Origin of the sequence: Streptomyces sp. NPDC091272 (assembly GCF_044757485.1) — a bacterium.
Taxonomy (GTDB): domain Bacteria; phylum Actinomycetota; class Actinomycetes; order Streptomycetales; family Streptomycetaceae; genus Streptomyces.
In genome coordinates, this window is the sequence record NZ_JBIVVC010000014.1 from 1 (window position 1) to 20220 (window position 20220).

Annotated in this window: 18 protein-coding genes; 8 read left to right on the forward strand and 10 right to left on the reverse strand. The window is 71.7% G+C overall.

Features of this window, described 5'->3' with window-relative positions; all coding sequences use genetic code 11:
* Positions 1-92 precede the first annotated feature (92 nt).
* Positions 93-1829, reverse strand: coding sequence for a SpoIIE family protein phosphatase (locus ACIQM4_RS29870; protein WP_401598003.1), 1737 nt, complete (start codon positions 1827-1829; stop codon positions 93-95).
* A gap of 323 nt (positions 1830-2152) precedes the next feature.
* Positions 2153-2632, reverse strand: a complete 480-nt coding sequence (locus ACIQM4_RS29875; protein ID WP_401598270.1) for an ATP-binding protein — start codon at positions 2630-2632, stop codon at positions 2153-2155.
* A 440-nt stretch (positions 2633-3072) separates the two neighbouring features.
* Here ACIQM4_RS29875 and ACIQM4_RS29880 point away from each other — a divergent pair, with 440 nt between their 5' ends.
* Both ACIQM4_RS29880 and ACIQM4_RS29885 read left to right on the forward strand, forming a co-directional pair.
* Complete coding sequence (locus ACIQM4_RS29880) at positions 3073-4323, forward strand: PP2C family protein-serine/threonine phosphatase (RefSeq protein WP_401598272.1); 1251 nt, start codon at positions 3073-3075, stop codon at positions 4321-4323.
* 357 nt (positions 4324-4680) lie between these two features.
* Positions 4681-4986, forward strand: coding sequence for a hypothetical protein (locus ACIQM4_RS29885; protein ID WP_401598006.1), 306 nt, complete (start codon positions 4681-4683; stop codon positions 4984-4986).
* Positions 4987-5123: 137 nt separating this feature from the next.
* Here ACIQM4_RS29885 and ACIQM4_RS29890 read toward each other — a convergent pair whose 3' ends face one another.
* Positions 5124-6185 (reverse strand): NAD(P)-dependent alcohol dehydrogenase, encoded by a 1062-nt coding sequence (locus tag ACIQM4_RS29890; RefSeq protein ID WP_401598009.1) that lies wholly within the window; start codon positions 6183-6185, stop codon positions 5124-5126.
* A 118-nt stretch (positions 6186-6303) separates the two neighbouring features.
* Between ACIQM4_RS29890 and ACIQM4_RS29895 the strand changes: the two genes are divergently transcribed.
* A complete protein-coding gene (locus tag ACIQM4_RS29895; RefSeq protein ID WP_401598012.1) occupies positions 6304-7212 on the forward strand; it encodes a helix-turn-helix domain-containing protein in 909 nt (302 codons plus the stop codon).
* A 7-nt stretch (positions 7213-7219) separates the two neighbouring features.
* Here the strand turns inward: ACIQM4_RS29895 and ACIQM4_RS29900 are convergent, their stop codons facing one another.
* On the reverse strand, positions 7220-7945 hold the full coding sequence (locus ACIQM4_RS29900; RefSeq protein ID WP_401598015.1) for a class I SAM-dependent methyltransferase: 726 nt from the start codon (positions 7943-7945) through the stop codon (positions 7220-7222).
* Positions 7946-8571: 626 nt separating this feature from the next.
* Between ACIQM4_RS29900 and rho the strand changes: the two genes are divergently transcribed.
* The gene (gene rho, locus ACIQM4_RS29905) at positions 8572-9738 is read left to right on the forward strand and encodes a transcription termination factor Rho (protein WP_401598273.1); all 1167 of its coding nucleotides are present in this window, start codon (positions 8572-8574) and stop codon (positions 9736-9738) included.
* A gap of 16 nt (positions 9739-9754) precedes the next feature.
* Here the strand turns inward: rho and ACIQM4_RS29910 are convergent, their stop codons facing one another.
* Entirely contained in the window at positions 9755-10642 is an 888-nt protein-coding gene (locus tag ACIQM4_RS29910) for an aldo/keto reductase (protein WP_401598018.1), read from the reverse strand.
* A gap of 14 nt (positions 10643-10656) precedes the next feature.
* Positions 10657-11595 (reverse strand): NAD-dependent epimerase/dehydratase family protein, encoded by a 939-nt coding sequence (locus ACIQM4_RS29915; protein WP_401598021.1) that lies wholly within the window; start codon positions 11593-11595, stop codon positions 10657-10659.
* A 79-nt stretch (positions 11596-11674) separates the two neighbouring features.
* Here ACIQM4_RS29915 and ACIQM4_RS29920 point away from each other — a divergent pair, with 79 nt between their 5' ends.
* Together ACIQM4_RS29920 and ACIQM4_RS29925 are read left to right on the forward strand one after the other, a co-directional pair.
* Positions 11675-12580 (forward strand): LysR family transcriptional regulator, encoded by a 906-nt coding sequence (locus ACIQM4_RS29920; RefSeq protein WP_401598274.1) that lies wholly within the window; start codon positions 11675-11677, stop codon positions 12578-12580.
* 873 nt (positions 12581-13453) lie between these two features.
* A complete protein-coding gene (locus ACIQM4_RS29925; protein WP_401598023.1) occupies positions 13454-14881 on the forward strand; it encodes a sugar porter family MFS transporter in 1428 nt (475 codons plus the stop codon).
* A gap of 61 nt (positions 14882-14942) precedes the next feature.
* Here the strand turns inward: ACIQM4_RS29925 and ACIQM4_RS29930 are convergent, their stop codons facing one another.
* A complete protein-coding gene (locus ACIQM4_RS29930; protein WP_401598026.1) occupies positions 14943-15899 on the reverse strand; it encodes an NAD(P)-dependent alcohol dehydrogenase in 957 nt (318 codons plus the stop codon).
* A gap of 115 nt (positions 15900-16014) precedes the next feature.
* Here ACIQM4_RS29930 and ACIQM4_RS29935 point away from each other — a divergent pair, with 115 nt between their 5' ends.
* The gene (locus ACIQM4_RS29935) at positions 16015-16695 is read left to right on the forward strand and encodes a TetR/AcrR family transcriptional regulator (RefSeq protein WP_401598028.1); all 681 of its coding nucleotides are present in this window, start codon (positions 16015-16017) and stop codon (positions 16693-16695) included.
* 131 nt (positions 16696-16826) lie between these two features.
* Here ACIQM4_RS29935 and ACIQM4_RS29940 read toward each other — a convergent pair whose 3' ends face one another.
* Positions 16827-17954 (reverse strand): NADH:flavin oxidoreductase, encoded by a 1128-nt coding sequence (locus ACIQM4_RS29940; RefSeq protein ID WP_401598031.1) that lies wholly within the window; start codon positions 17952-17954, stop codon positions 16827-16829.
* A gap of 308 nt (positions 17955-18262) precedes the next feature.
* On the opposite strand from ACIQM4_RS29940, the gene ACIQM4_RS29945 reads away from it, so the two are divergent.
* Positions 18263-18955, forward strand: coding sequence for an esterase/lipase family protein (locus tag ACIQM4_RS29945; protein WP_401598033.1), 693 nt, complete (start codon positions 18263-18265; stop codon positions 18953-18955).
* Positions 18956-19030: 75 nt separating this feature from the next.
* On the opposite strand, the gene ACIQM4_RS29950 is transcribed toward ACIQM4_RS29945, so the two are convergent.
* Both ACIQM4_RS29950 and ACIQM4_RS29955 read right to left on the reverse strand, forming a co-directional pair.
* The gene (locus ACIQM4_RS29950; protein ID WP_401598036.1) at positions 19031-19312 is read right to left on the reverse strand and encodes a DUF3253 domain-containing protein; all 282 of its coding nucleotides are present in this window, start codon (positions 19310-19312) and stop codon (positions 19031-19033) included.
* 27 nt (positions 19313-19339) lie between these two features.
* On the reverse strand, positions 19340-19963 hold the full coding sequence (locus tag ACIQM4_RS29955) for a class F sortase (RefSeq protein WP_401598038.1): 624 nt from the start codon (positions 19961-19963) through the stop codon (positions 19340-19342).
* Positions 19964-20220 lie beyond the last annotated feature (257 nt).

Sequence of the window (20220 nt, forward strand, 5' to 3'; positions counted from 1 at the left end):
CCGGACGAACTCCCACTCGGCATCGGACAGTTCATGACGACGCATCATTCGACCATGATCCACTATCCAAGATCGTCATTTGACGACAGGCCCTAGGGCCCTTCGTTCTCTCCGCGACGTGCGGGCAGGCGGGCGGCGATGAGGGTGATGTCGTCCCGCGGGTCGCCCAGGTCGCCCGCCAGCCGGGCGCACAGCTGGTGCGGCGGCAGGTCCCGATGGGTGGCCGCGTGCCGGCGCAGCCGTGTCATGCCGGTGTCGACGTCCTGGGAGCGGGACTCGATGAGGCCGTCGGTGTAGAGCAGCAGGGTGGCGCCGGCGGGCAGCAGGGCGCGGGCGGTCGGGCGCGGGGTGGTCGGACTCGCGCCGAGCAGCAGGGCGTGACCGCCGGTCAGGTACGAGGCGGCGCCGTCGGCCGTGATCAGGAGCGGCGGCGGGTGCCCGGCCACCGACCAGGTCAGCTCCCGGGCTCCCGCGTCGTCCGGCCCCAGACGCGCGAAGATCGCGGTCGCGGACTCTCCCGGCGTGAGGTGGGCCTGCGCGACGTCCAGCCGGCGCAGGATCGGGCCGGGGGACTCCTCGGGGCGGTCCACGGCCAGGGCCCGCAGCATGTTGCGCAGCTCGCTCATCCGGGAGGCGGCCTGGATGTCGTGGCCGGTGACGTCGCCGACGACCAGGGCCGTGTCGCCGCCGCCGAGCCCGAAGGCGTCGTACCAGTCACCGCCGATCTCCGCGGTCTGCTGGGCCGCTTGGTAGTGCGCGGCCAGCTCCAGGCCCGGAACGTCCGGCAGTTCGGTGAGCAGGGCCCGCTGGAGGGTGGCCGCGATGTCGGCCTGGGCGGCGTGCAGGCGGGTGTTGTCCAGGCCCAGCGCGGCACGTCGGGCCACTTCCTCGGCCGTCGCCTGGTCGGCCTCGTTGAACGGCGGACTGGCCGCTGCCCGTACGAGCGTCAGCGCGCCGAACGTCACGGCGCGCAGCCGCAGCGGCACCACGAGGACGTCGACTGCGTCCACCACGCTCAGCAGGTCCGCGCCCGGTTCGGCGGGAGCGTCGACGATCTGGGGCCCGGCGCCCGCCATCACCCGCCGCAGCGCGTCGGCGTGGGCGGGGGTCTCCGGGAGGCCGGCGCCGTCTCCGGGGGCGTGCGGCAGGATCCCCGGGCTGTGGTGGGCCCAGGCGGTACGTTCCAGGGCGCTGCCCCTGGCGGTGTGGATGACGGCGGTGTCGGCGAGGCGCGGCACCAGCAGCCGCACCAGCCGGCGCAGGGCTTCGTCCGCGTCCAGGGTGCTGACCATGGCCAGGGTCAGCTCACCGAGCCAGGTGGTCTCCGAGAGGTCGTACTCGGCCTGCTCACGCATGGTCTCGCTGTGCGCGTACCGGTCGGCCCGCCGCCCGTCCCGCGCCCGCTGGGCCGAGGCGTCGTGGAAGACGACCACCGCTCCCTCGCCGTGGCCCGCGTGCTCGGGCAGGGGGGCCGCGGCCCACCAGACCTCCAGCGGCCGGCCGTCCGCACGCAGCAGGACCGCCCGGTCGCCGCTGGCCCGTTTGCCCAGTGCGACGTCTTCGAGGACGGACCTCTGTGCGGGCAGGCTTCCGGCATCGCCGATGGTGGGGTGCCCGGTGTGCGGGTGCAGGGCCTGGTGCGCGTCGACTCCCAGCAGGGTGCCCGGTTCGTAACCGAGCAGCCGTTCCGCCCACGGGTTGCAGGCGATCACAAGACCTCGGGCGTCCACGGCGTACACCCCGGCGCCCGCCGCCGCGAACAGCTCAGGCATCAGGGCCTCGCCCCGCAGCGGGGCGTCTGCGGAACCGGTGCTGGATGAGATCTCCATCCGCCCCGTTTCTCCAGCCGCACGCAAACGAAACAGCGCGAGGGGGGTGGGTGGCGGGGTGTCAGGTTTCCCGCGGAATCACCGCAGGGCGACGACGCGACGCCGGGTCACCCTGCGGGGTGCGTGAGGCACGCCCGGGTCGCATCATCACCGCGCGGGGCTGCGTGAGGCACGCCCGGGTCACCGTGCGAGGGTGCGCGAGTCACGCCCAGGTCGCCCAGTCGCCGTGCGAGGGTGCGTGGCCCCCAGGGACACGGCGCCGTGTCAGTCGCGAATTGTGCGTACGTGCGTAGGGGACGAGTGAGGTGAGCCGCAGTGTTCGATCACATCGCCCGGTGGCCCGCCGCGTCCCCGTCGGGGTCGTCGGCCAGGACCACGGCCGCCCTGATGCGCTTGCCCACCGGCTCCCGGTGCACCTCGAAGCTCCGGGACACCTTCACGACGATCTCTAGGCCGTGCTGACCGACCCGCGCGGGGTCCGGCGCCAGGACGGCAGGCACGGTGGTGCTGCTGTCCCACACGGTGACCGCGACCGTCCCGTCGCTGACCTCAAGCGTCAGCAGGCACGGCCCCGGGGCGTACTTGCTCGCGTTGGTCACCAGTTCGGTGACCACCAGCTGCACCATTCCCAGCGCGCGCTCGGACACCGGCAGCCCGTGCTGCGACTGCAACGACTCCATGAAGTCGCGAGCGGTCCCCCGGGCACCGGCGATACCGGCAGAGCTCTCCACCAACACGGAGAGTGCCGTCGAACGGCCGCCCGTGAGGGGTTGCCGCCCACCAATCGGTCCTGCCTGATCCATCTCGTCCTGCCCAGCCTGGTCCACTACGTCCGCCTCACTGCCGAAGCGCCGCCGTCGCATCCCCGCCTACCCCAGAAACGCACCTTCATCGCACGCGTGTCAGAGAAAGCTTCGCAGCGGTACACCTGCTACCCACCAGCTTTCCATGCCCCACGCACCGCAAGAAGGCCGGGAGAGGTCCGGGAAGGTTCTCAAGACCGATACTTGGCGCGTGCCAGGGCCCCGCACCGGCAGGGTCCGGCCGGATTCTCACCGCGATCCGCCGGGTAGACGGATGTACTGCACTTCCTCAGCCTCTCCGGGACGGAGCTCTGATCGACAGCGAACAGCTAGGAGTTCTCATGACCGCAAGCGGGTCCGACGCGAGCGGTGACCGCCCCACTCGCACACCGGTCACCGGGGGCGGCACCGACGCCGACGGCACTGACTGCGACAGGGCGATGACCTTGGCGGGGGCACTGTCCGCCGCCGAGAGCGCGGCGCCGGTGGAGTCACTCGACGTGGTCGCGCGCCTGCTCAAGGACCATCTCGGGGCAGCAGCGGTGTCGTTCCTGATCACCGACTTCACCGGTAGCTCGGTGGTACGACTGGGGGCTGCGGGCAGTGTCGAGACCGGCGAGCCGGCTCGGCGCATTCCGCTGGCGGGCACCGTGTACGACGACGTGATCCGCACCCAGCGACCGAACGTGGGCGGCAAGGAGGAGGACGGCCTGGTGCGGGTCGTCGCCCCGGTGACCAACCGCGGGGACGCCATCGGGCTCCTGGAGCTGTCCCTGCCCGAGGCCCCTTCCGAGAACGTGATGCGGGAGATCGGCGAGGCCGCGCACGCCCTCGCCTACATCGTCATCGCGAACCGGTCCTTCACCGACGTCTACCAGTGGGGGCGCAGGACCGTGCCACTGAGCCTGGCGGCGGAGATCCAGCACCGGCTGCTCCCGGCGTCACTGGCGTGCGAGGCGGCGCAGTTCGCCGTCGCCGGGTCGCTGGAGCCGGCCGACCACGTCGGGGGTGACACCTTCGACTACGTCATCGACCGGGACACCGTGCAGCTCTCCGTCACCGATGCCATGGGGCACGACGTCGACGCAGCGCTGCTGGCCACGCTTCTGGTCGGGGCGCTGCGCCGGGCCCGGCGGGCCGGTGCCGACCTCGCCGAACAGGCCCGCCAGGCCGACGAGGCCGTGCGCAAGCACGGCCGTCAGAGCTACGTGACCGGTCAGCTCCTGCGCATCAGCCTGATCGACGGCACGAGCGAGTTCATCAACGCCGGACACCCCTGGCCCCTGCTGATGCGCGACGGCGAGGTCCGGGAGCTCACCCCGCTGATCGACATGCCGTTCGGCTTCGACGTCCCGCACACGTACCGGGTCCAGGCGCTGGACCTGCGGCCGGGCGACCGGCTGATCATGTTGACCGACGGCATCCTGGAACACAACGCGAACAATCTCGACCTGTCGAAACTGATCGCCGACACGCGCGGGCTGCACCCCCGTGAGGCCGCCCGCGCCCTCGTGGCAACGGTCCTCGACGCCAACAGCAGCCAGTTGCAGGACGACGCGACCGTGATGTGCCTCGACTGGCACGGCGTCGATCGGTCCCGGCGGGACGCCGACACGGGCGCCGACCTCACCGACGCCTCGGCGGCCACGGCGGCCACGGCGACGCCACGTACCGCACCAGGGATTCACTGAGGAGTACCGCGCGGCACCGACGAGTACTCGGCTGCTCGGCCACCCGGCGCGCGGGTGCCGGGCGAGACCATTCGTCCCTGTCGGGTGCCGGTCGAGACCGTTCGTCCCTGTCGGGTGCCGGGTGAGACCGTTCGTCCATGTCCTGCGGCCGTCCGGCCGTGACCTCCGCGTGCGGATGTCGTTGAAGAGGTCGGTGCCCCCAGAGCACTACCTCCATCAGAAGGCCCCCGGTGTACGTACACCCCGGGGGCCTTTTGGCCGGGAGCACGGCCGCGGGCAGAAGGGCACGCGCGGCCCGGGTCGCGGCGGTCGCAAGGACGCGCCTCGCCCGAGGTACGGCCTTCGGAAGGACACCCCGTGACCCGTTCCCGGCTCGGGCGTTGGGAGGTCGTGATCAAGACCATGATGCGAACGTCGGTGGCCCTCGGCCTCGCCACCGCCGCGCTCCTCTCCGCCGCGCCCGCACACGCCGTCTCGGCGGACGCGCCCAACAGCCCGTCGCTGACCGACAGGGGCAGCGCCGACGAGACGCTGGACATGGCGGCCGACCTCGCGCTCGACACCCTCGTCGGCAAGCCCAACAACGACGAGGACGGTCTGACCGGTGCCGTGCTGCCCCGCAAGAAGGACGGTCTGACGCTGGGCGGACTGGGCGCGAAGTAGGAACCCCGACGTAGGAACTGGGCCCTACCGGCCCGCCCGTCCGACGGCGCGAGACCGCTCCGCCCGACGGACGGAGCACCGACATCGGTCCCGCGGCCCGCGCCTCTCCGTGGATGGCGCCGGCCGCGGGCCTCGCCTCAGATCGTCGAGGCGTCGATCACGAAGCGGTAGCGCACGTCGCTGGCCAGGACCCGCTCGTACGCCTCGTTGATCCCGTCGGCGTCGATCAGCTCGATCTCCGCACCCAGGCCGTGCTCGGCGCAGAAGTCCAGCATCTCCTGGGTCTCCTGGATGCCGCCGATCATCGAGCCGGCGAGGGTCTTGCCGCCGCCGATCACGGAGAAGAGGTTGAGGGAGACGGGCTCCTCGGGGGCTCCGACGTTCACGAAGGCGCCCTCCGAACGCAGCAGGCCCAGGTACTTGTCCAGGGGCAGCGGCGCGGAGACCGTCGAGAGGATCACGTCGAAGGAACCGGCCAGCTGCGCGAAGGTGGCGTCGTCGCTGGTCGCGTAGTAGTGCTCGGCGCCCAGGCGCAGGCCGTCGTCCTTCTTGCGCAGGCTCTGCGACAGCACGGTCACCTCGGCGCCCATCGCGTGCGCGATCTTGACGGCCATGTGACCGAGACCGCCGAGGCCCACGACGGCGACCTTCTTGCCGGGGCCGACCTGCCAGCGGTGCAGCGGGGAGTACGTGGTGATGCCCGCGCACAGCAGCGGCGCGGCGACGTCCAGGGCGAGCCCGTCGGGGATACGGAGGGTGAACGCCTCGTCCACGACGACGTGCGTGGAGTAACCACCATAGGTCGGCTCGCCGTCCTTGCCGACGGAGTTGTACGTACCGACGTTGCCCTTGACGCAGTACTGCTCAAGGCCGGCCTTGCAGTTCTCGCACTCGCGGCAGGAGTCGACCATGCAGCCGACCCCGACGCGGTCGCCGACCGCGAACTTGGTGACGGCCGGACCGACCTCGGTGACGACACCGGCGATCTCGTGGCCCGGGACCATCGGGAAGATGCCCTCGCCCCAGCCGTCGCGCGCCTGGTGGATGTCCGAGTGACAGATTCCGGCGTACTTGATGTCGATCAGTACGTCCGACGGGCCCACCGCGCGGCGCGGAACGGTGGTCCGCTCCAGGGGAGCCTTGGCGGACGGTGCTGCGTAGGCGGAAACGGTCGTGGGTGTGCTGGTCTGTGCGGTCATGTCCTCCAGCGTGCCATCCGCACGGACATCCACCCAGGTCACCGTTCTGCCTACGTCCAGTGGTCCTACTACTGGTGGGGACAGGTTCGGGTGCGTACGACCCTGGATACTGGAAACCATGGATGACCAGCCGACCCCGCACCACGCCCCCGAGCCACTCGACGGCCGCGCCGAGCTCAGCGAGTTCCTGCGCACCCGCCGGGCCCGGTTGCAGCCGGAGGACGTCGGCCTGCCGAACTTCGGACGCCACCGGCGGGTACCGGGGCTGCGCAGGGAGGAACTGGCTCAGCTCGCGGGCGTCTCCGTCGCGTACTACACGCGCCTTGAGCAGGGCAACGGCCGCAACGTCTCGGGCGAGGTCCTGGACGCCATCGCCCGCGCGCTGCGCCTCACGGACGCGGAGCACTCCCATCTGACGCACCTGGCCAAGCCGAAGCAGCACAAGAAGAAGCGCCCGGCCCGCCCGCAGCACATGCGGCCCGCGCTGCACCACCTCCTGGACGCGATGGACGGCATCCCCGCCTACGTGGTCGGCCGCCGCTCGGACATCCTCGGCTGGAACCGCATGGCGGCCGCGCTGTTCGGCGACTGGGCCGCGCTGCCGCCCGAGGAGCGGAACTGGGCGCGCATCTGCTTCCTGCACCCGGGGGCCCGCGAGCTGTTCGTGGACTGGGACCAGAAGGCGTCGGACATGGTGAGCTTCCTGCGGATGGAGGCCGGCTGCTTTCCGAACGATCCGCTGCTCTCCTCGCTGGTCGGCGAACTCTCCGTCAAGAGCGAGGAGTTCCGCGGCCTGTGGGCCACTCACGACGTCCGCGAGAAGGGGCACGGCGTCAAGCGCATGCGCCACGCCCTGGTCGGTGATCTGACCCTGTCGTACGAGACCCTGCGGCTGCCCGACGACCACGACCAGTCGCTGGTGACCTACTACGCGGAGCCCGACTCGGCGTCGGCCCAGGGGCTACGACTGCTCGCCAGCTGGGGAGTTGACGCGACGCGCGCGGGGGCGGCGGGCGCGGGGCACTAGCGGGGCACTAGTCGCGGTGCCGGGTCGCCACCAGCATCCGGCAGCGTGGTGAGCCGTCCGGCCGCCGACCGAGTTCCTCCAGCGCATACAGCTCGACCCCGAAGCCCGTGGCGGTGAGTTCGGCGGTGATGTCGCCCAGCCTGAAGCCCCGGTAGTACATGACGAATTGGGGCCGCCAGAGCGCGTTGCGCACCCGCATCACACTGTCGAAGCCGAGCATCGCGAGGTGCCCGCGTGAGCCCGGGACGGCCGGTGCGGGCAACGGGAAGGCGAACCGGCCACCGGGCCGCAGGACCTCGTGGACCTGCGCGAACAGCGCGGGCCTCGCGGCGGGCAGGAAGTGCCCGAACGCACCGAAGCTCACCACCAGGTCGAAGACCGGGCCGAAGGGCAGGGCGAGCGCGTCACCGCGTACCCAGTCGGCGGGCACGGAAGCGGGCGGCCGGCGGCGGGCCACGTCGAGCATTCCGGCACTGATGTCCACCCCGGTCACCCGCTCACGGCACACCTCCTGAAGCACCCCGGCCCCCGCCCCGGTGCCGCAGCACAGGTCGAGGCCCCGGTCGAAGGGGCCGAGCTCGCGCAGGACGCGTGTCACGGGCGCGAGAATCGCCTCGGTGGTGCGGAACGGGGTGTGGTCGAACTTGGGCGCGAGCAGGTCGTAACCGCGCTCGACGGAGGAGAGCGCCTGGACGGCGAGTTCTCGGAGGGTGGGGCCCTGGGGTGCGAACATCGTGCCCAGCATAGGCCGCGAAACGTTCCGGCACGCCTGGCCGCACCGCCCCGGCACGGGACCTCACCGTCCCGGCACGCCAGGCCTCACCGCCCCGGCACGGGACCTCACCGTCCCGGCACGCCTGGCCTCACCGTTCCGGCACGGGACCTCACCGTCCCGGCACGGGACCTCACCGTCCCGGCACGGGACCTCACCGCCCCGGCACGGGACCTCACCGCCCTCGACCTCACTCCCCCCACCCTTTCCTGTGCTACATTGCCATCAGCACTTGTGTACGCCCCTTCTGCGGCGTGTCTACGCCCTCACTACGGCGCCGGTGCTCATCTCTTCGTCTCGTCGCCGAGATCCTTCGTTTCCACGATCGACAACCCATCTCGGCGACCGCGTGGCTTCTCTTCGAAGCGTCGCTTCCCCGTTCTGCCGCCGAGGCTTTCACCTCCGCGTCTTTCCCACCCGTGCCGCCGCGCCGTCCTCGTCGGACCGCCGCGCCGGGTTCCTGCCGGCTGCGGGCTTCACCGCCCCCTCGCGAGGCCTTTCGTGCCGCGCCTTCCTCGCCGGGTTCCCTCCCTCCCCCCATGTCTTCGCACACACGTCCTCGAAAGGACCGATCCTTCATGACCACCATGACCAGCACACTCGAAACCTCCCGCGACATGCCTCGCACAACGGCCGCGCCGGCCACAGCGGCCCCTGCGGCCCACGCCGCAGGCGTCCTTGACCTCGCCGGAGGGGGCCACGGCTTCCTGCGTGCGACGAACCTGGAGCCCACACCGCACGACGTGCAGGTTCCCGCCACCCTCATCCGCCGACTCGGCCTGCGCAAGGGCGACTTGGTGAGCGGGCTCTGCGGCAGGCCGCGCACCCTCGCCCAGGTCGACCTCGTGAACGGCGACCCCGCCTTCGCGGGGCGCCGACGGCCCCACTTCCGCGATCTCACCCCGCTGCACCCGCGCGAGCGGCTGCACCTGGAGAGCGAGGCGGGTGGGCTCGGCCCGCGCGTCGTCGATCTGGTCGCCCCGGTCGGCAAGGGCCAGCGCGGCCTGATCGTCGCGCCGCCGAAGACAGGCAAGACCGTACTGCTCCAGCAGCTCGCCGCCTCGGTCGCCGCCAACCACCCCGAGGCCCACCTCATGGTCCTGCTCCTGGACGAACGGCCCGAGGAGGTCACCGACATGCGCCGCAGCGTGCGGGGCGAGGTGTACGCCTCGACGTTCGACCGGCCCGCGAAGGCGCACATCGCCCTCGCCGAACTGGTCGTGGAGCGCGCCAAGCGCCTGGTCGAGGAGGGTCGCGACGTGGTGATCCTGCTCGACTCGCTGACCCGGCTCTGCCGCGCGCACAACAACGCCGCCTCGTCCGGGGGCCGTACGCTCAGCGGCGGCGTGGACGCGTCCGCACTGCACGAGCCGAAGCGACTGTTCGGCGCGGCCCGGCTCACCGAGGAGGCGGGTTCACTGACCATCCTGGCCACCGCCCTGGTCGACACGGGCTCGCGCGCCGACGACTTCTACTTCGAGGAGCTGAAGGGCACCGGCAACATGGAGCTGCGGCTGGACCGTGCGCTCGCCGACCGTCGCGTCTTCCCCGCCGTCGACATCACCCCCTCCGGTACCCGCCGCGAGGAACTCCTCGTACCCGCGGCGGAGTTGGCAGCCGTACGGGGTCTGCGCCGGGCCCTTCAGCCGCGCGAGGGGAAGGCCACGCTGGAAGCCGTCCTGACCAAACTGCGGCACACCCCCGACAACGCGACCTTCCTGCGCCAGGTGCACGCGACGGTGCCCGCCTCCTGAACGCCTTCTCGACCTCTCAGAGCGACGGAGAGGCGTCCTCCAAATGTGCCAACTCCCCCTCGCTCAGCGTGAGTTCGGCAGCACCGGCCGAGTCGGTCACGGATGCGGGGCGGCTGGCCCCCGGGACCGGGACCACTGCCGGGGAGCGGGTGAGCAGCCAGGCGAGGGCGACCTGCTGCGGGCTGATACCGCGCCCCTGCGCGACGCGATGGACGGCGGTGCCCGCGGAAGTGGGGCCTGCCGGGCCGTCCAGGGAGCTTCGGGTGATGCCGCCGAGAGGGCTCCAGGGCAGGAAGGCAAGACCCAGCTCGGTGCACAGCCGCAGCTGCGGCTCGCTGTCGCGCACGGCGAACGAGTACTGGTTCTGCACGGAGACGAGTCCATCGCCGAGGATCTGGTGCGCCTGACGGATCTGGGCGGTGCTGACGTTGGAGATTCCCGCGGCACGGATCGTGCCCGCGTCCAGCAGCTCGCGCAACGCACCGACGGACTCCGCCCACGGCACCGCCGGGTCCGGCTTGTGGAGTTGGTAGAGGCCGATGGCGTCGACGCCCAGGCGGGTGGCGGACGCCTCGGCTGCCCGCTTGAGGTGCGCGGGGCTGGCGTCGACGGTCCAACTGCCGTCGCCGGGGCGGCCACGACCGCCCTTGGTCGCCACCAGGACACCGGAGGTGTCGCCGCCGTGACGTGCGAGGGCGCGGGCGATCAACACCTCGTTGTGGCCCCTCTCGTTCGCGTGCCAGTGATAGCTGTCGGCGGTGTCGATGAGCGTGACGCCCGCGTCGAGGGCCGCGTGGACGACTGCGAGGGCCCGCGCCTCGTCCGGGCGGCGCTCGATGGACAACGGCATGGCCCCGAGACCTATGGCACTGACGGCGGTGTGGCCGATGGTGCGGTACCGCATGGTGGCTCCGTTTCTCAGCGGGTGGACGCGGGCGCGGCGGCAAGCGCCTCGGCGACGGCGGCGGGCAGCCAGTCGGTGGTACGGGAGAAGGAGAAGCCCAGTTCCTTCGCGCGTGCGTTGCTCATCGCGTAGTGCCGGTCGAAGGAGAACGGGGAGGCCTCCTCGCCCGCAGCGACCACCCGGGGGACGGGCTCCCCGCCGCTCTGCGCGGCGACGGCCGAGGCGAGTTCGTGCACATCCAGCGGGCCGTCGGAGCAGGCGTTGACCGGGCCGGTGAAGTCGGCCTCGGCCGCCCACCGCAGCAGGTCCGCCAGTTCCTCGTGGTGGATGAAGACAGTGGGCAGCAGATTCGCGTGCACGGCAAACTCCTCGCCCGCGGCGATCCGGTCGGTGTAGTACGAGAGCCTGCCGGTGAACTCCTGCGCGCCGCCGCCCAGTACGTGGGCGCTGCGGACCGCGGCGAATTCGAAGCCGTCGGCGCGGGTGAGGACGGCCTCCGCCTGGCGCTTGCCCTCGGCGTAGTGCGCCTCCAGGTGGGCCTCGTCGTGCCAGGGCAGGTCCGTCACCACCGGCCAGGTGGCCGGGTCCACGTTCTCCTCGGGCACCGGCGTGCCCGGGGGCAGGGCGGGCAGCGCGGCGGTCGCCGGGTCGTACACCTCGATCGTGGAGGTCATGACGTAGCGGCGGGTGCGGCGGGCGAAGACACGTGCGGCGACGGCGGCCTGTACCGGGGTGTAACAGATCTGGTCGACCACCACGTCGAAGGTGTGCGAGCCGAGCGCGGCGGTGAGGGCCGCCTCGTCGTTCCGGTCGGCGACGAGGTGCTCGGCGCCGGCGGGCGGCGCGGCGGAGCCACGGTTGATCACGGTGACCCGGTGGCCTGCCGCCAACAGCCGCCGCACCAGGAGCTTTCCGAAGTACCGGCTTCCGCCGATGACGCAGATGTTTTTCATGCCCTCATCGTGGGGTGCCGCCGCCAACAGCAGAAGTACTGTTCCGCTGGCTACGTATTAAGGAGAACTGTTGATCGACATGCAGCGGTTGCGGGTCCTGCGGGCAGTGGCGGAGCACGGCAGTTTCAACCGCGCGGCCGCGGCTCTCCGCCTCACCCCCTCGGCCGTCTCCCAGCACGTGGCATCCCTGGAACGCGGCCTGGGCGCCCAGGTCGTCACGCGCAGCACCCGCGGGGTCACCCTCACCCAGGCCGGCCGGATCATGGTGGGCGCCGCCGAGTCCGTCGCCGCGGAACTCGCCCACGCGCAGCAGCGGGTGGACCAGCTCAGCACGGGGCGCGTGCAGCTGACCGTCGCCGCCTTCACCAGCGGGGGCAGGCTCCTGCTGCCCGGCGCGCTCGCCCGGCTCATGGCGGCCCACCCGCGCACCGTGGTCCACGTACGGGAGGGCGAGCCCGAGAGCACCCTGCCGCTCGTCCGCCAGGGCTCGGTCGACCTCGCTCTCGGCTACCACTTCGACGGCCCGCTGCCCGTCGGACCTGGCCTCGTGTCCGGCCTGGACTGGACCCCGCTCCTGGAGGACCCCCTGCGCGTCGTCCTGCCCGAGGGGCACCGGCTCGCCGGGAGCGAGGCGCTCGACCTCTCCGAGCTGACGGGCGAGCCGTGGGTGCTCGGCTGCCTGAAGACCGAGGCGTACCTGCGCCGGTACGCCGAGCGCGCCGGCTTCGTCCCCGAGGTGCGCGGCACCACCACGGACTACTTCTTCGCCCGCTCCCTCGTCGCCGCGGGCGTGGGAATCTCCCTGATCCCCTCGATCGCCCTCACCCCGCACATCCCCGGCCTACGCACCGTCCCGCTCAAACCGCCGGCGCCGGTACGCCACATCGGCGCGGCAACGACCGGCCACAGCGCCCGCCCCCACATCACCACCCTGCTCACGGCCTTGCGGGAGCAGGCGGATCGGCGGGGTCCTGATCGGGGGTAGGGAGGGGAACGGGGGCGTACGCGCAAGGGCGTACACGTTGGGGCGTACGGGTCCAAGCCGGGGGCGTACGGGCCGGGCCCCCATCGGGGCTTCCGCCGTACGCCCGTCAGGGCTCGCAAGCCGTGCCGGTCGACGTCCGCGACCGCGAGATCAGCAGCCCTCGACCCGCTGTCCCGCCGCCGGAAGGGTCTCGCGTCGGGCGGGAACGCCCGCGAGTCCCGCAGTGAACACCACAGCGGCGCTGACCACCACGCCGGCCGGGCCGACCGCACGCACCGCGTCGGTCCCAGCCACCGCACGTGCCACGTCGGACGAACCGACCGACCGCGCCACCTCGGCCCCCCCCGACCGCACGCCTCCCGTCGGACCGACCAACCCCCCGCACCCGCACCTCGTCGGACCGGCCGCACAAGCCGGCGCCCCCAACCTCGCTGGAGCCCCGGTCCGCCCGATCCCGGTCCGCCCGATCCCTCCCGGCCGCTTCCGTGGGGGCGAACAGGGCGAGGACGAGCAAGGCGCCAAGAGCCGGTGTGGTCCTGGTTCGAGTGAGCACGCGGAAGTCCTTCCGGGCGAGGCCGCCCAGAGCCTGGGCGGTGTACCTGACACGGCTCCCCACTCTCTCCGTCCCGGCGCAAGACGGGCGCATGATCAGCGACCGGGCCCGACATCCCCCTCCCGACCGCTCCCGCGCCCCCGCCTCGACCCCGTGGCGAGTCTCACACCTTGCCGACGATCATTGAATACCGCGTCGAACGCCCCCTAGCGTGGCGCGTGCTCCGTCGGACCGGCCTGCGCCGCATGCGCACCCGAACCGCGGCAGACGAACCGCAGTAGAGCGAAACAGGTGTGCACGCAGTGACCGGTACCACTCAAATGACAACGTTGTCTCCCGCTCAGGGAACACGCGGCAAAGCAATCGGCGTGGCCATCGCAGCAGCCGTCGGAGGGTTTCTCTTCGGCTTCGACTCCTCCGTGATCAACGGGGCCGTCGACTCCCTCACCGACCAGTTCACGCTGGGCTCCTTCATGTCCGGGTTCGTCGTCTCGATCGCGCTGCTCGGCTGCGCGGCCGGGGCGTGGTTCGCGGGCCGCCTCGCGGACCGTTTCGGCCGCCGGATGGTGATGGTGGTCGGCGCGGTCCTCTTCGTCCTCAGCTCCGTCGGCACGGCGACCGCGTTCAACGTGCCGTCGCTGCTGATCTGGCGCGTCGTCGGCGGCCTGGGCATCGGCGTCGCGTCGGTGATCGCCCCTGCCTACATCTCCGAGATCGCCCCCGCCAAGGGCCGTGGCGCGCTGGGCTCGCTGCAACAACTCGCGATCACCATCGGCCAGCTCACGGTCCTCAGCTCCAACGCCCTGCTCTCGCACTGGGCCGGCGGCCCCTCCCGCGAACTGTGGTGGGGCATCGAGGCGTGGCGGTGGATGTTCCTCGTGGGTGTCTTCCCGGCCCTCGTGTACGGCGTACTCGCGCTGATGATCCCCGAGTCGCCGCGTTACCTGGTCTCGCGCGGCCGGCTCGACAAGGCCGCCGAGGTACTGGGCCGCATCAGCGGTGAGAGCGACCCGCAGGCCAAGGTCGCCGAGATCCAGCGGACCATCTCCGCCGAGCACCGCCCCTCGTTCGCCGACATCCGGGGCCACCGGTTCGGCCTGCACCCGCTGGTGTGGGTGGGCATCATCATGGCCGCGCTGCAGCAGCTCATCGGCATCAACGCGATCTTCTACTACTCCACCACGCTCTGGCACTCGGTGGGCTTCAGCACCGGCGACTCGTTCGTCACCTCCGTGATCACCGCGGGGATCAACGTGGTGATGACGGTCGTGGCGATGCTCTTCGTCGACCGCGTGGGACGTCGCCGGCTGCTGTCGATCGGCTCGGTCGGCATGTTCGTGGGCCTGTTGATGGCCGCGATCGCCTTCTCCCAGCAGCAGGGCAGCGGCGACGACATCACGCTCCCCGGCGCCTGGGGCCCGGTGGCCCTGGTCGGCGCGAACGTCTTCGTCGTCTTCTTCGCCCTCTCCTGGGGCCCGATCCTGTGGATCATGCTGGCCGAGATGTACCCGAACCGGATGCGCGGTTACGCCCTCGCCATCGGCACCGCGGCGAACTGGATCTTCAACTTCGTCGTGACGTTCTCGTTCGAGCCGATGACCGAGCACGTCGGGCTGGCCTGGCTGTACGGGTCGTTCGCGTTCTTCGCCGTCATGGCGTTCATCTTCACCCGCACCAAGATTCCTGAGACCAAGGGCCAGGAACTGGAGGAGATGACCGGCGAGGTGCACCAGCGCGCCCGTGCGTGATGACGCGCGTGGCCACTGAGCGTCGCCGCCGCACGCCCGGTGCCGGTACGGGGATCGCGGTTCACATGAGCTGGATGATGTGCTTTCCCCGTACCCCGCCACCTTCGAGGGCCCGATGGGCGTCGGCGATGCCTTCGAGGGGATGGACGGTGTCGACGACGGGCACGATGTCGCCGTTCTCGGCGTAGCGGGTGATTTCGGCGAGCAGCTCGCTCTCCGGGGCTCCGCTGAAGAAGCGGGTGCGGGCCGAGCCGTGGACGGTCGACGCGAGGACCCCCGCGAAGCCCGCCAGGAGCCTGTCGGTGTCGACGGCGACGGCGACCATGCGTCCCCCCGGCGCCAGCAGTCGGCGGAAGGCGCTCTGGTCCGTCCCGACGGTGTCGACGATCGCGTCGAAGCGGCCCAGACCCGAAGGGCGGGCGGTCCGGTAGTCCAGTACCTCGTCGGCGCCCAGGCCGGCCACGAAATCGAGGTTCTTCCCGTTCGCGAGCGCAGTCACGTGGGCGCCGAACAGCTTGCCGATCTGTACGGTGAGGCTGCCCACGCCCCCGCTCGCCCCGCGTACCAGCAGCTTCGCCGCGGGCTTGAGGGCGGCGTGGTCACGGAGGGCGGTCACCGAGGTCGTACCGCCGGCCAGCAGGGAGATCGCCTGTACGGGGCTGAGGTTCCGCGGGGCGCGGGCGACCTTGCGGGCGCTGACGGCGACGTGGTCGGCCATGGTGCCCGTGCTGCGTCCCAGCGCGCCCCACACCTGGTCCCCCTGGCGGACCCGGGCGACGGACGCGCCGACCGCGACGACCTCTCCCGCGAAGTCCACGCCGGTTGTCTGCGGGAAGGTCCGGCCCGTGAGGAGACGCAGTTTCCCGCTGCGTGCGGCCAGTTCGCCGCCGTTGACACTGGCGGCGTGCACGCGTACCAGCACCTGGTCGGGCGCGATCGCCGGCACCGGAGCGCTCGCGACGTACAGCACCTCCGGCGGGCCGTACCGGTCGTAGTGGACTGCGCGCATCTCGGTCATCGTCTCGTCCTGTTCTCGCGTTGTCGGAGGCGGTCGAGGAGGGACCGGTTCCGCCGTAGAATCAACGTAACCCGACAAACGGACGACCCCCTCCGTTTCCGCTGAAGTGAGAGAAATGCCTGATCAGCCATCTCACAACCCGCAGCTCCCGACGCCCCCGCCCGCGGCTGACACGTCCGCGTCCGTCCTGCGCAGCGACGCGCAGCACAACCGTGCCCGCATTCTGGAGGCGGCTCGCGAGGCGTTCTCCCAGCACGGCATCGACGTCCCGATGAGCGCCGTCGCCCGCCGGGCGGGAGTCGGCGTGGCCACCCTCTACCGGCGCTTTCCCACCCGGGCCGCGCTCGTCGGCGCCGCCTTCACGGAACAGCTCGCCGTGTGTGCGGCAGCCCTCGACGACGCGTTGGAGGACCCGGACCCGTGGCACGGCCTGTGTCTGCTCCTGGAGAAGGTGTGCGCGATGCAGGCCACCGACCGGGGCTTCGCCGGCGCGTTCATCGCACAGTTCCCCGACGCCCTGGACTACGACCGCGAACGCTCCCGCGCGGAGGACGGCCTGGCCCTGCTCGTCCAACGGGCCAAGGACGCGGGGCAGTTGCGTGCGGACTTCGACCCGAGTGACATCACCCTGGTGCTCCTCGCCAACGGCAGCCTCGCCGGCCGGCCGCCCGAGGTCGCCGAAGCGGCGTCCCGCCGCCTGCTCGCCTACCTGCTCCAGGCCTTCCGCCCCGCCGACCGCGCCGACCCGCTGCCCGCGCCCGCTCCCCTGGGCCTGCGGAACATGCTCCAGCCTTGAGGGACTTGACCCGGGCGGGGCGCAACTTCAGTGCGCACGCCGCCTGTTCACCGCGTCCGGCACGCACGGGAGCGCAAGCTGTACGGGCGGGACGCAGGAACAGACGGCGTGCGGGGTAAGGCAGTTACCGACTAGCTGAGGGTCTTCAGCGCCGCCACGTCGTAGGGCGCGAGTTCGTCGTAGCGGCCCGCGAGGACCTTCTGGGCCCACAGCGGGTCCTGGAGCAGGGCGCGGCCGACGGCAACCATGTCGAACTCGTCGCGCTCCATGCGGTCCAGCAGGTCGTCGATGCCCTTGGTCTGCGAACCCTCGCCCGCGAAGGCGCGAATGAAGTCGCCGTCGAGACCGACCGAACCGACGGTGATCGTGGGCCTGCCGGTGAGCTTCTTGGTCCAGCCCGCCAGGTTCAGGTCCGAGCCGTCGAACTCCGGGGTCCAGTAGCGCCGGGTGGAGGCGTGGAAGGCGTCGACGCCCGCCGCGGCGAGCGGTTCGAGGATCGCTGCCAGCTCCTGCGGGGTCTCGGCGAGACGGGCCTGGTAGGCCTCCTGCTTCCACTGCGAGTAACGGAAGATCACCGGGAAGTCGGCGGAGACGTTCCCGCGGATCGCGGCGACGATCTCGGCGGCGAACTTCGTCCGGGCGACGGGGTCACCGCCGTACGCGTCGGTGCGGCGGTTCGTGCCCTCCCAGAGGAACTGGTCGAGCAGGTAGCCGTGGGCGCCGTGCACCTCGATGCCGTCGAAGCCGATCCGCTCGGCGTCCTTGGCGGCCTGGGCGTACGCACCGATGACGTCGTCCAGGTCGGCCTGCGTCATCGCCCGGCCGGCGTTCTCGGTGCCGTCGACCGCGATGCCGGAGGGGCCGACCGAGGGGGCGTCGGGGAAGGGCTGGCTGCCCGCCTTGCGCACCATGCCGATGTGCCACAGCTGGGGCACGATCGTGCCGCCGGCCGCGTGCACGTCCGCGGCGACCTGCGCCCAGCCGGCCAGCTGCTCCTCACCGTGGAAGCGCGGGATCCGGTCGCTGTCGCCCGCCGACTCGTGGCCGACGTACGTGCCCTCGGTGATGATCAGGCCCACGCCTGCGGCGGCCCGGCGGGAGTAGTACGACCGGACGTCCTCCCCGGGGACACCGCCGGGCGAGAACATGCGGGTCATCGGGGCCATCGCGATGCGGTTCGGAACGGTCAGGCCGTTCAGCGCGACGGGGCGGGAGAGGATGTCGGCTGCGCGGGATGCGGGCGACGCGGCGTCGGTCACGGAGGGTTCCTCCTCAAGTACCAAAAGGTACACACGGAATGCAATCGAATTCCCGTGTGCCAACCGTGCCGACGGCCATGTCATTCCACGCGCGGGGAGGGAGCGTCCTGTGATCCGGACCACGGCGGGTCGAGCCGGCGTGCCGAGCCGGATGTCGCGGGCTCGCTCCGGAACGGACGCCTTCGTGTGCGGCCGGTGCGTGGTGCTCCTGTGGAGGTCGCCCCGTCGGGGTTTGCGCGTAGCGCGCGGGGACCAGGATTCATCCGTCCCGTACGTCACGCGAATCACGGCTCCAGAAGGGTGCCCCCATGCGCCGCGGCCCTCTCGCAGCACTCACGGCCCTGTCCTCCCTGGCCCTGGCCCTCGCCGGAGGTCCGGCCTCCGCCGCTTCGCCGCCCGCCGCGGAGCCGTCGAACCCGGTGGTCTTCGTGCACGGGCGCAACGCCGGGCCCGGCGTGTGGGGCGCCATGACGGACTACTTCGCCGGTCACGGCTACGCCAGGGACCGGTTGTTCGCGTGGGAGTACGACTCCTCGCAGTCCACCAACGAGGTCCTGCACGGCCAACTGGCCGCCTACGTCGACGAGGTGCTGCGCAGCACCGGCGCGCAGCAGGTGGACCTGGTCGCGCACAGCCTCGGCAGTCTCCCCACCCGGTGGTACGCCAAGTTCGGCGAGGGCCGGCAGAAGGTGGGGAACTGGGTGTCCCTCGCGGGCCCGAACCACGGCACCTCCCTCGGCTGGTTCTGCGCGGCGTGGGACCAGGGCTGCAAGGACATGACCCCGGGGTCCTACGTCGTCTCGCACCTCAACGACGGGAGCGAGGCACCGGGGCCGGTGCGCTACACGACGTTCTGGTCGGCGTGCGACGAGCAGATCCTCCCGGCGAAGAGCACCCCGCTGTCCGGGGCGACGAACAACCAGACTTCCTGCCTACGCCACAACGACCTGCTCACCGACCCGACGGTCGCCGCGGGAGTGCACGCGGCCCTGGCGGGCTGAGCCGGGCGGGCGGGCGTGCGGTCGGCGGTTGCGGCGTAACCCCGCACTCAGCATTCAGCAGTCCGCAGTCATCATTCAGCGCACGCGTCGGATGCGGATCGGGCCGCGGATGCGATCCGGGTCCACCCGGCGGCCGGACTGGGTGATCTCCACCGCGCCCGCCGACACCAGTCGGCGGGCCGCGTCCCTGGCCGGTTCCATGAGCGCGCGCCAGCCGTCACCCTCGCCCTCGAAGGCCGCTCGTGCGGCGTCGGACGGGCAGATGGTCGACGAGGGGTCCCTGCTGTCCAGCAGTTCGATGATGACCCGCTCCAGGCGCTTGACCTGCGGTGTTCGCTCGGGCTTCCCGGCACTCATGCCGCCAGTCTCACACCGGCGCGTCCCTCACGCCTCTCCGGTGAGGTGGGCGAAGACGACGACGTTGCCCAGGTAGCGCCGGGCCTTCTCGTCGAAGCCGCCGCCGCAGGTGATCAGGCGCAGCTGCGGGGTCGCCGAGGGGCCGTAAACCTTGGTGTCCGGAAAGGCGTCCGCGGGGAAGACCTCGACGGCGTCGACGGTGAAGACCGCTGTCCTGCCGTCGGAGCGCTGGACCTGGACGGTGTTGCCCTTGGTCAGCGAGCCGAGGCCGTAGAAGACGGCTGGGCCGAGAGCGGTGTCGACGTGTCCCGCCAGCACGGAGGTGCCGGCGGCCCCGGGGGACGTGCCGTCCTGGTACCAGCCGGCCAGATTCTGGTCCGTGTCCGGGGGCGACTCGATTCTCCCGTCCTCGTCGAGGGTCAGACCGGTGACGGGGGCGTCGACGGCCAGCTGTGGGATCAGCACGCGCACGGGCGTGGCCGGCGGGAGCGGGGGCGGCGCGCCGCGCGGCTCACCGGGCCCGGCGCCGGTCCCGAAGGCCTGCGCGACGCCCGGTTGCGGCGGCGGGGGCGCCGCGTGGTCGTCACTGATCATGGTCAGGCCCCAGAAGAGCAGGACGCACGTCAACGCGGTGCGGGCCGTGCTGTTCACGCGCTCCCGGAATCCGGGCGGAGCTTGTTCCACGGAGACCCTGCTCTCGCTCTGCCGACGGGCCGGCTGTCTCCCGGCCGCACCGGAGGGGGTCAGGTCGGCTGGGTCAGATCAGCTGCCGCCCCGACCGCATCGGGGAGTGACAGGTCAGCTGCTCCCCTGGTCGCGGCGGCGGGTCAGCTGCTGCCCTGGTCGCGGCGACGGGTCAGCTGCTCCCCTGGTCGCGGCGGCGGGTCAGCTGCTGCCCTGGTCGCGGC

Coding starts and splice junctions, on each gene's coding strand:
- ACIQM4_RS29870 (WP_401598003.1), bottom strand. CDS start 1,829: ATGGAGATCTCATCCAGCACCGGTTCCGCAGACGCCCCGCTGCGGGGC.
- ACIQM4_RS29875 (WP_401598270.1), bottom strand. CDS start 2,632: ATGGATCAGGCAGGACCGATTGGTGGGCGGCAACCCCTCACGGGCGGC.
- ACIQM4_RS29880 (WP_401598272.1), top strand. CDS start 3,073: ATGACCTTGGCGGGGGCACTGTCCGCCGCCGAGAGCGCGGCGCCGGTG.
- ACIQM4_RS29890 (WP_401598009.1), bottom strand. CDS start 6,185: ATGACCGCACAGACCAGCACACCCACGACCGTTTCCGCCTACGCAGCA.
- ACIQM4_RS29895 (WP_401598012.1), top strand. CDS start 6,304: ATGGATGACCAGCCGACCCCGCACCACGCCCCCGAGCCACTCGACGGC.
- ACIQM4_RS29900 (WP_401598015.1), bottom strand. CDS start 7,945: ATGTTCGCACCCCAGGGCCCCACCCTCCGAGAACTCGCCGTCCAGGCG.
- rho (WP_401598273.1), top strand. CDS start 8,572: ATGACCAGCACACTCGAAACCTCCCGCGACATGCCTCGCACAACGGCC.
- ACIQM4_RS29910 (WP_401598018.1), bottom strand. CDS start 10,642: ATGCGGTACCGCACCATCGGCCACACCGCCGTCAGTGCCATAGGTCTC.
- ACIQM4_RS29915 (WP_401598021.1), bottom strand. CDS start 11,595: ATGAAAAACATCTGCGTCATCGGCGGAAGCCGGTACTTCGGAAAGCTC.
- ACIQM4_RS29920 (WP_401598274.1), top strand. CDS start 11,675: ATGCAGCGGTTGCGGGTCCTGCGGGCAGTGGCGGAGCACGGCAGTTTC.
- ACIQM4_RS29925 (WP_401598023.1), top strand. CDS start 13,454: ATGACAACGTTGTCTCCCGCTCAGGGAACACGCGGCAAAGCAATCGGC.
- ACIQM4_RS29930 (WP_401598026.1), bottom strand. CDS start 15,899: ATGACCGAGATGCGCGCAGTCCACTACGACCGGTACGGCCCGCCGGAG.
- ACIQM4_RS29935 (WP_401598028.1), top strand. CDS start 16,015: ATGCCTGATCAGCCATCTCACAACCCGCAGCTCCCGACGCCCCCGCCC.
- ACIQM4_RS29945 (WP_401598033.1), top strand. CDS start 18,263: ATGCGCCGCGGCCCTCTCGCAGCACTCACGGCCCTGTCCTCCCTGGCC.
- ACIQM4_RS29950 (WP_401598036.1), bottom strand. CDS start 19,312: ATGAGTGCCGGGAAGCCCGAGCGAACACCGCAGGTCAAGCGCCTGGAG.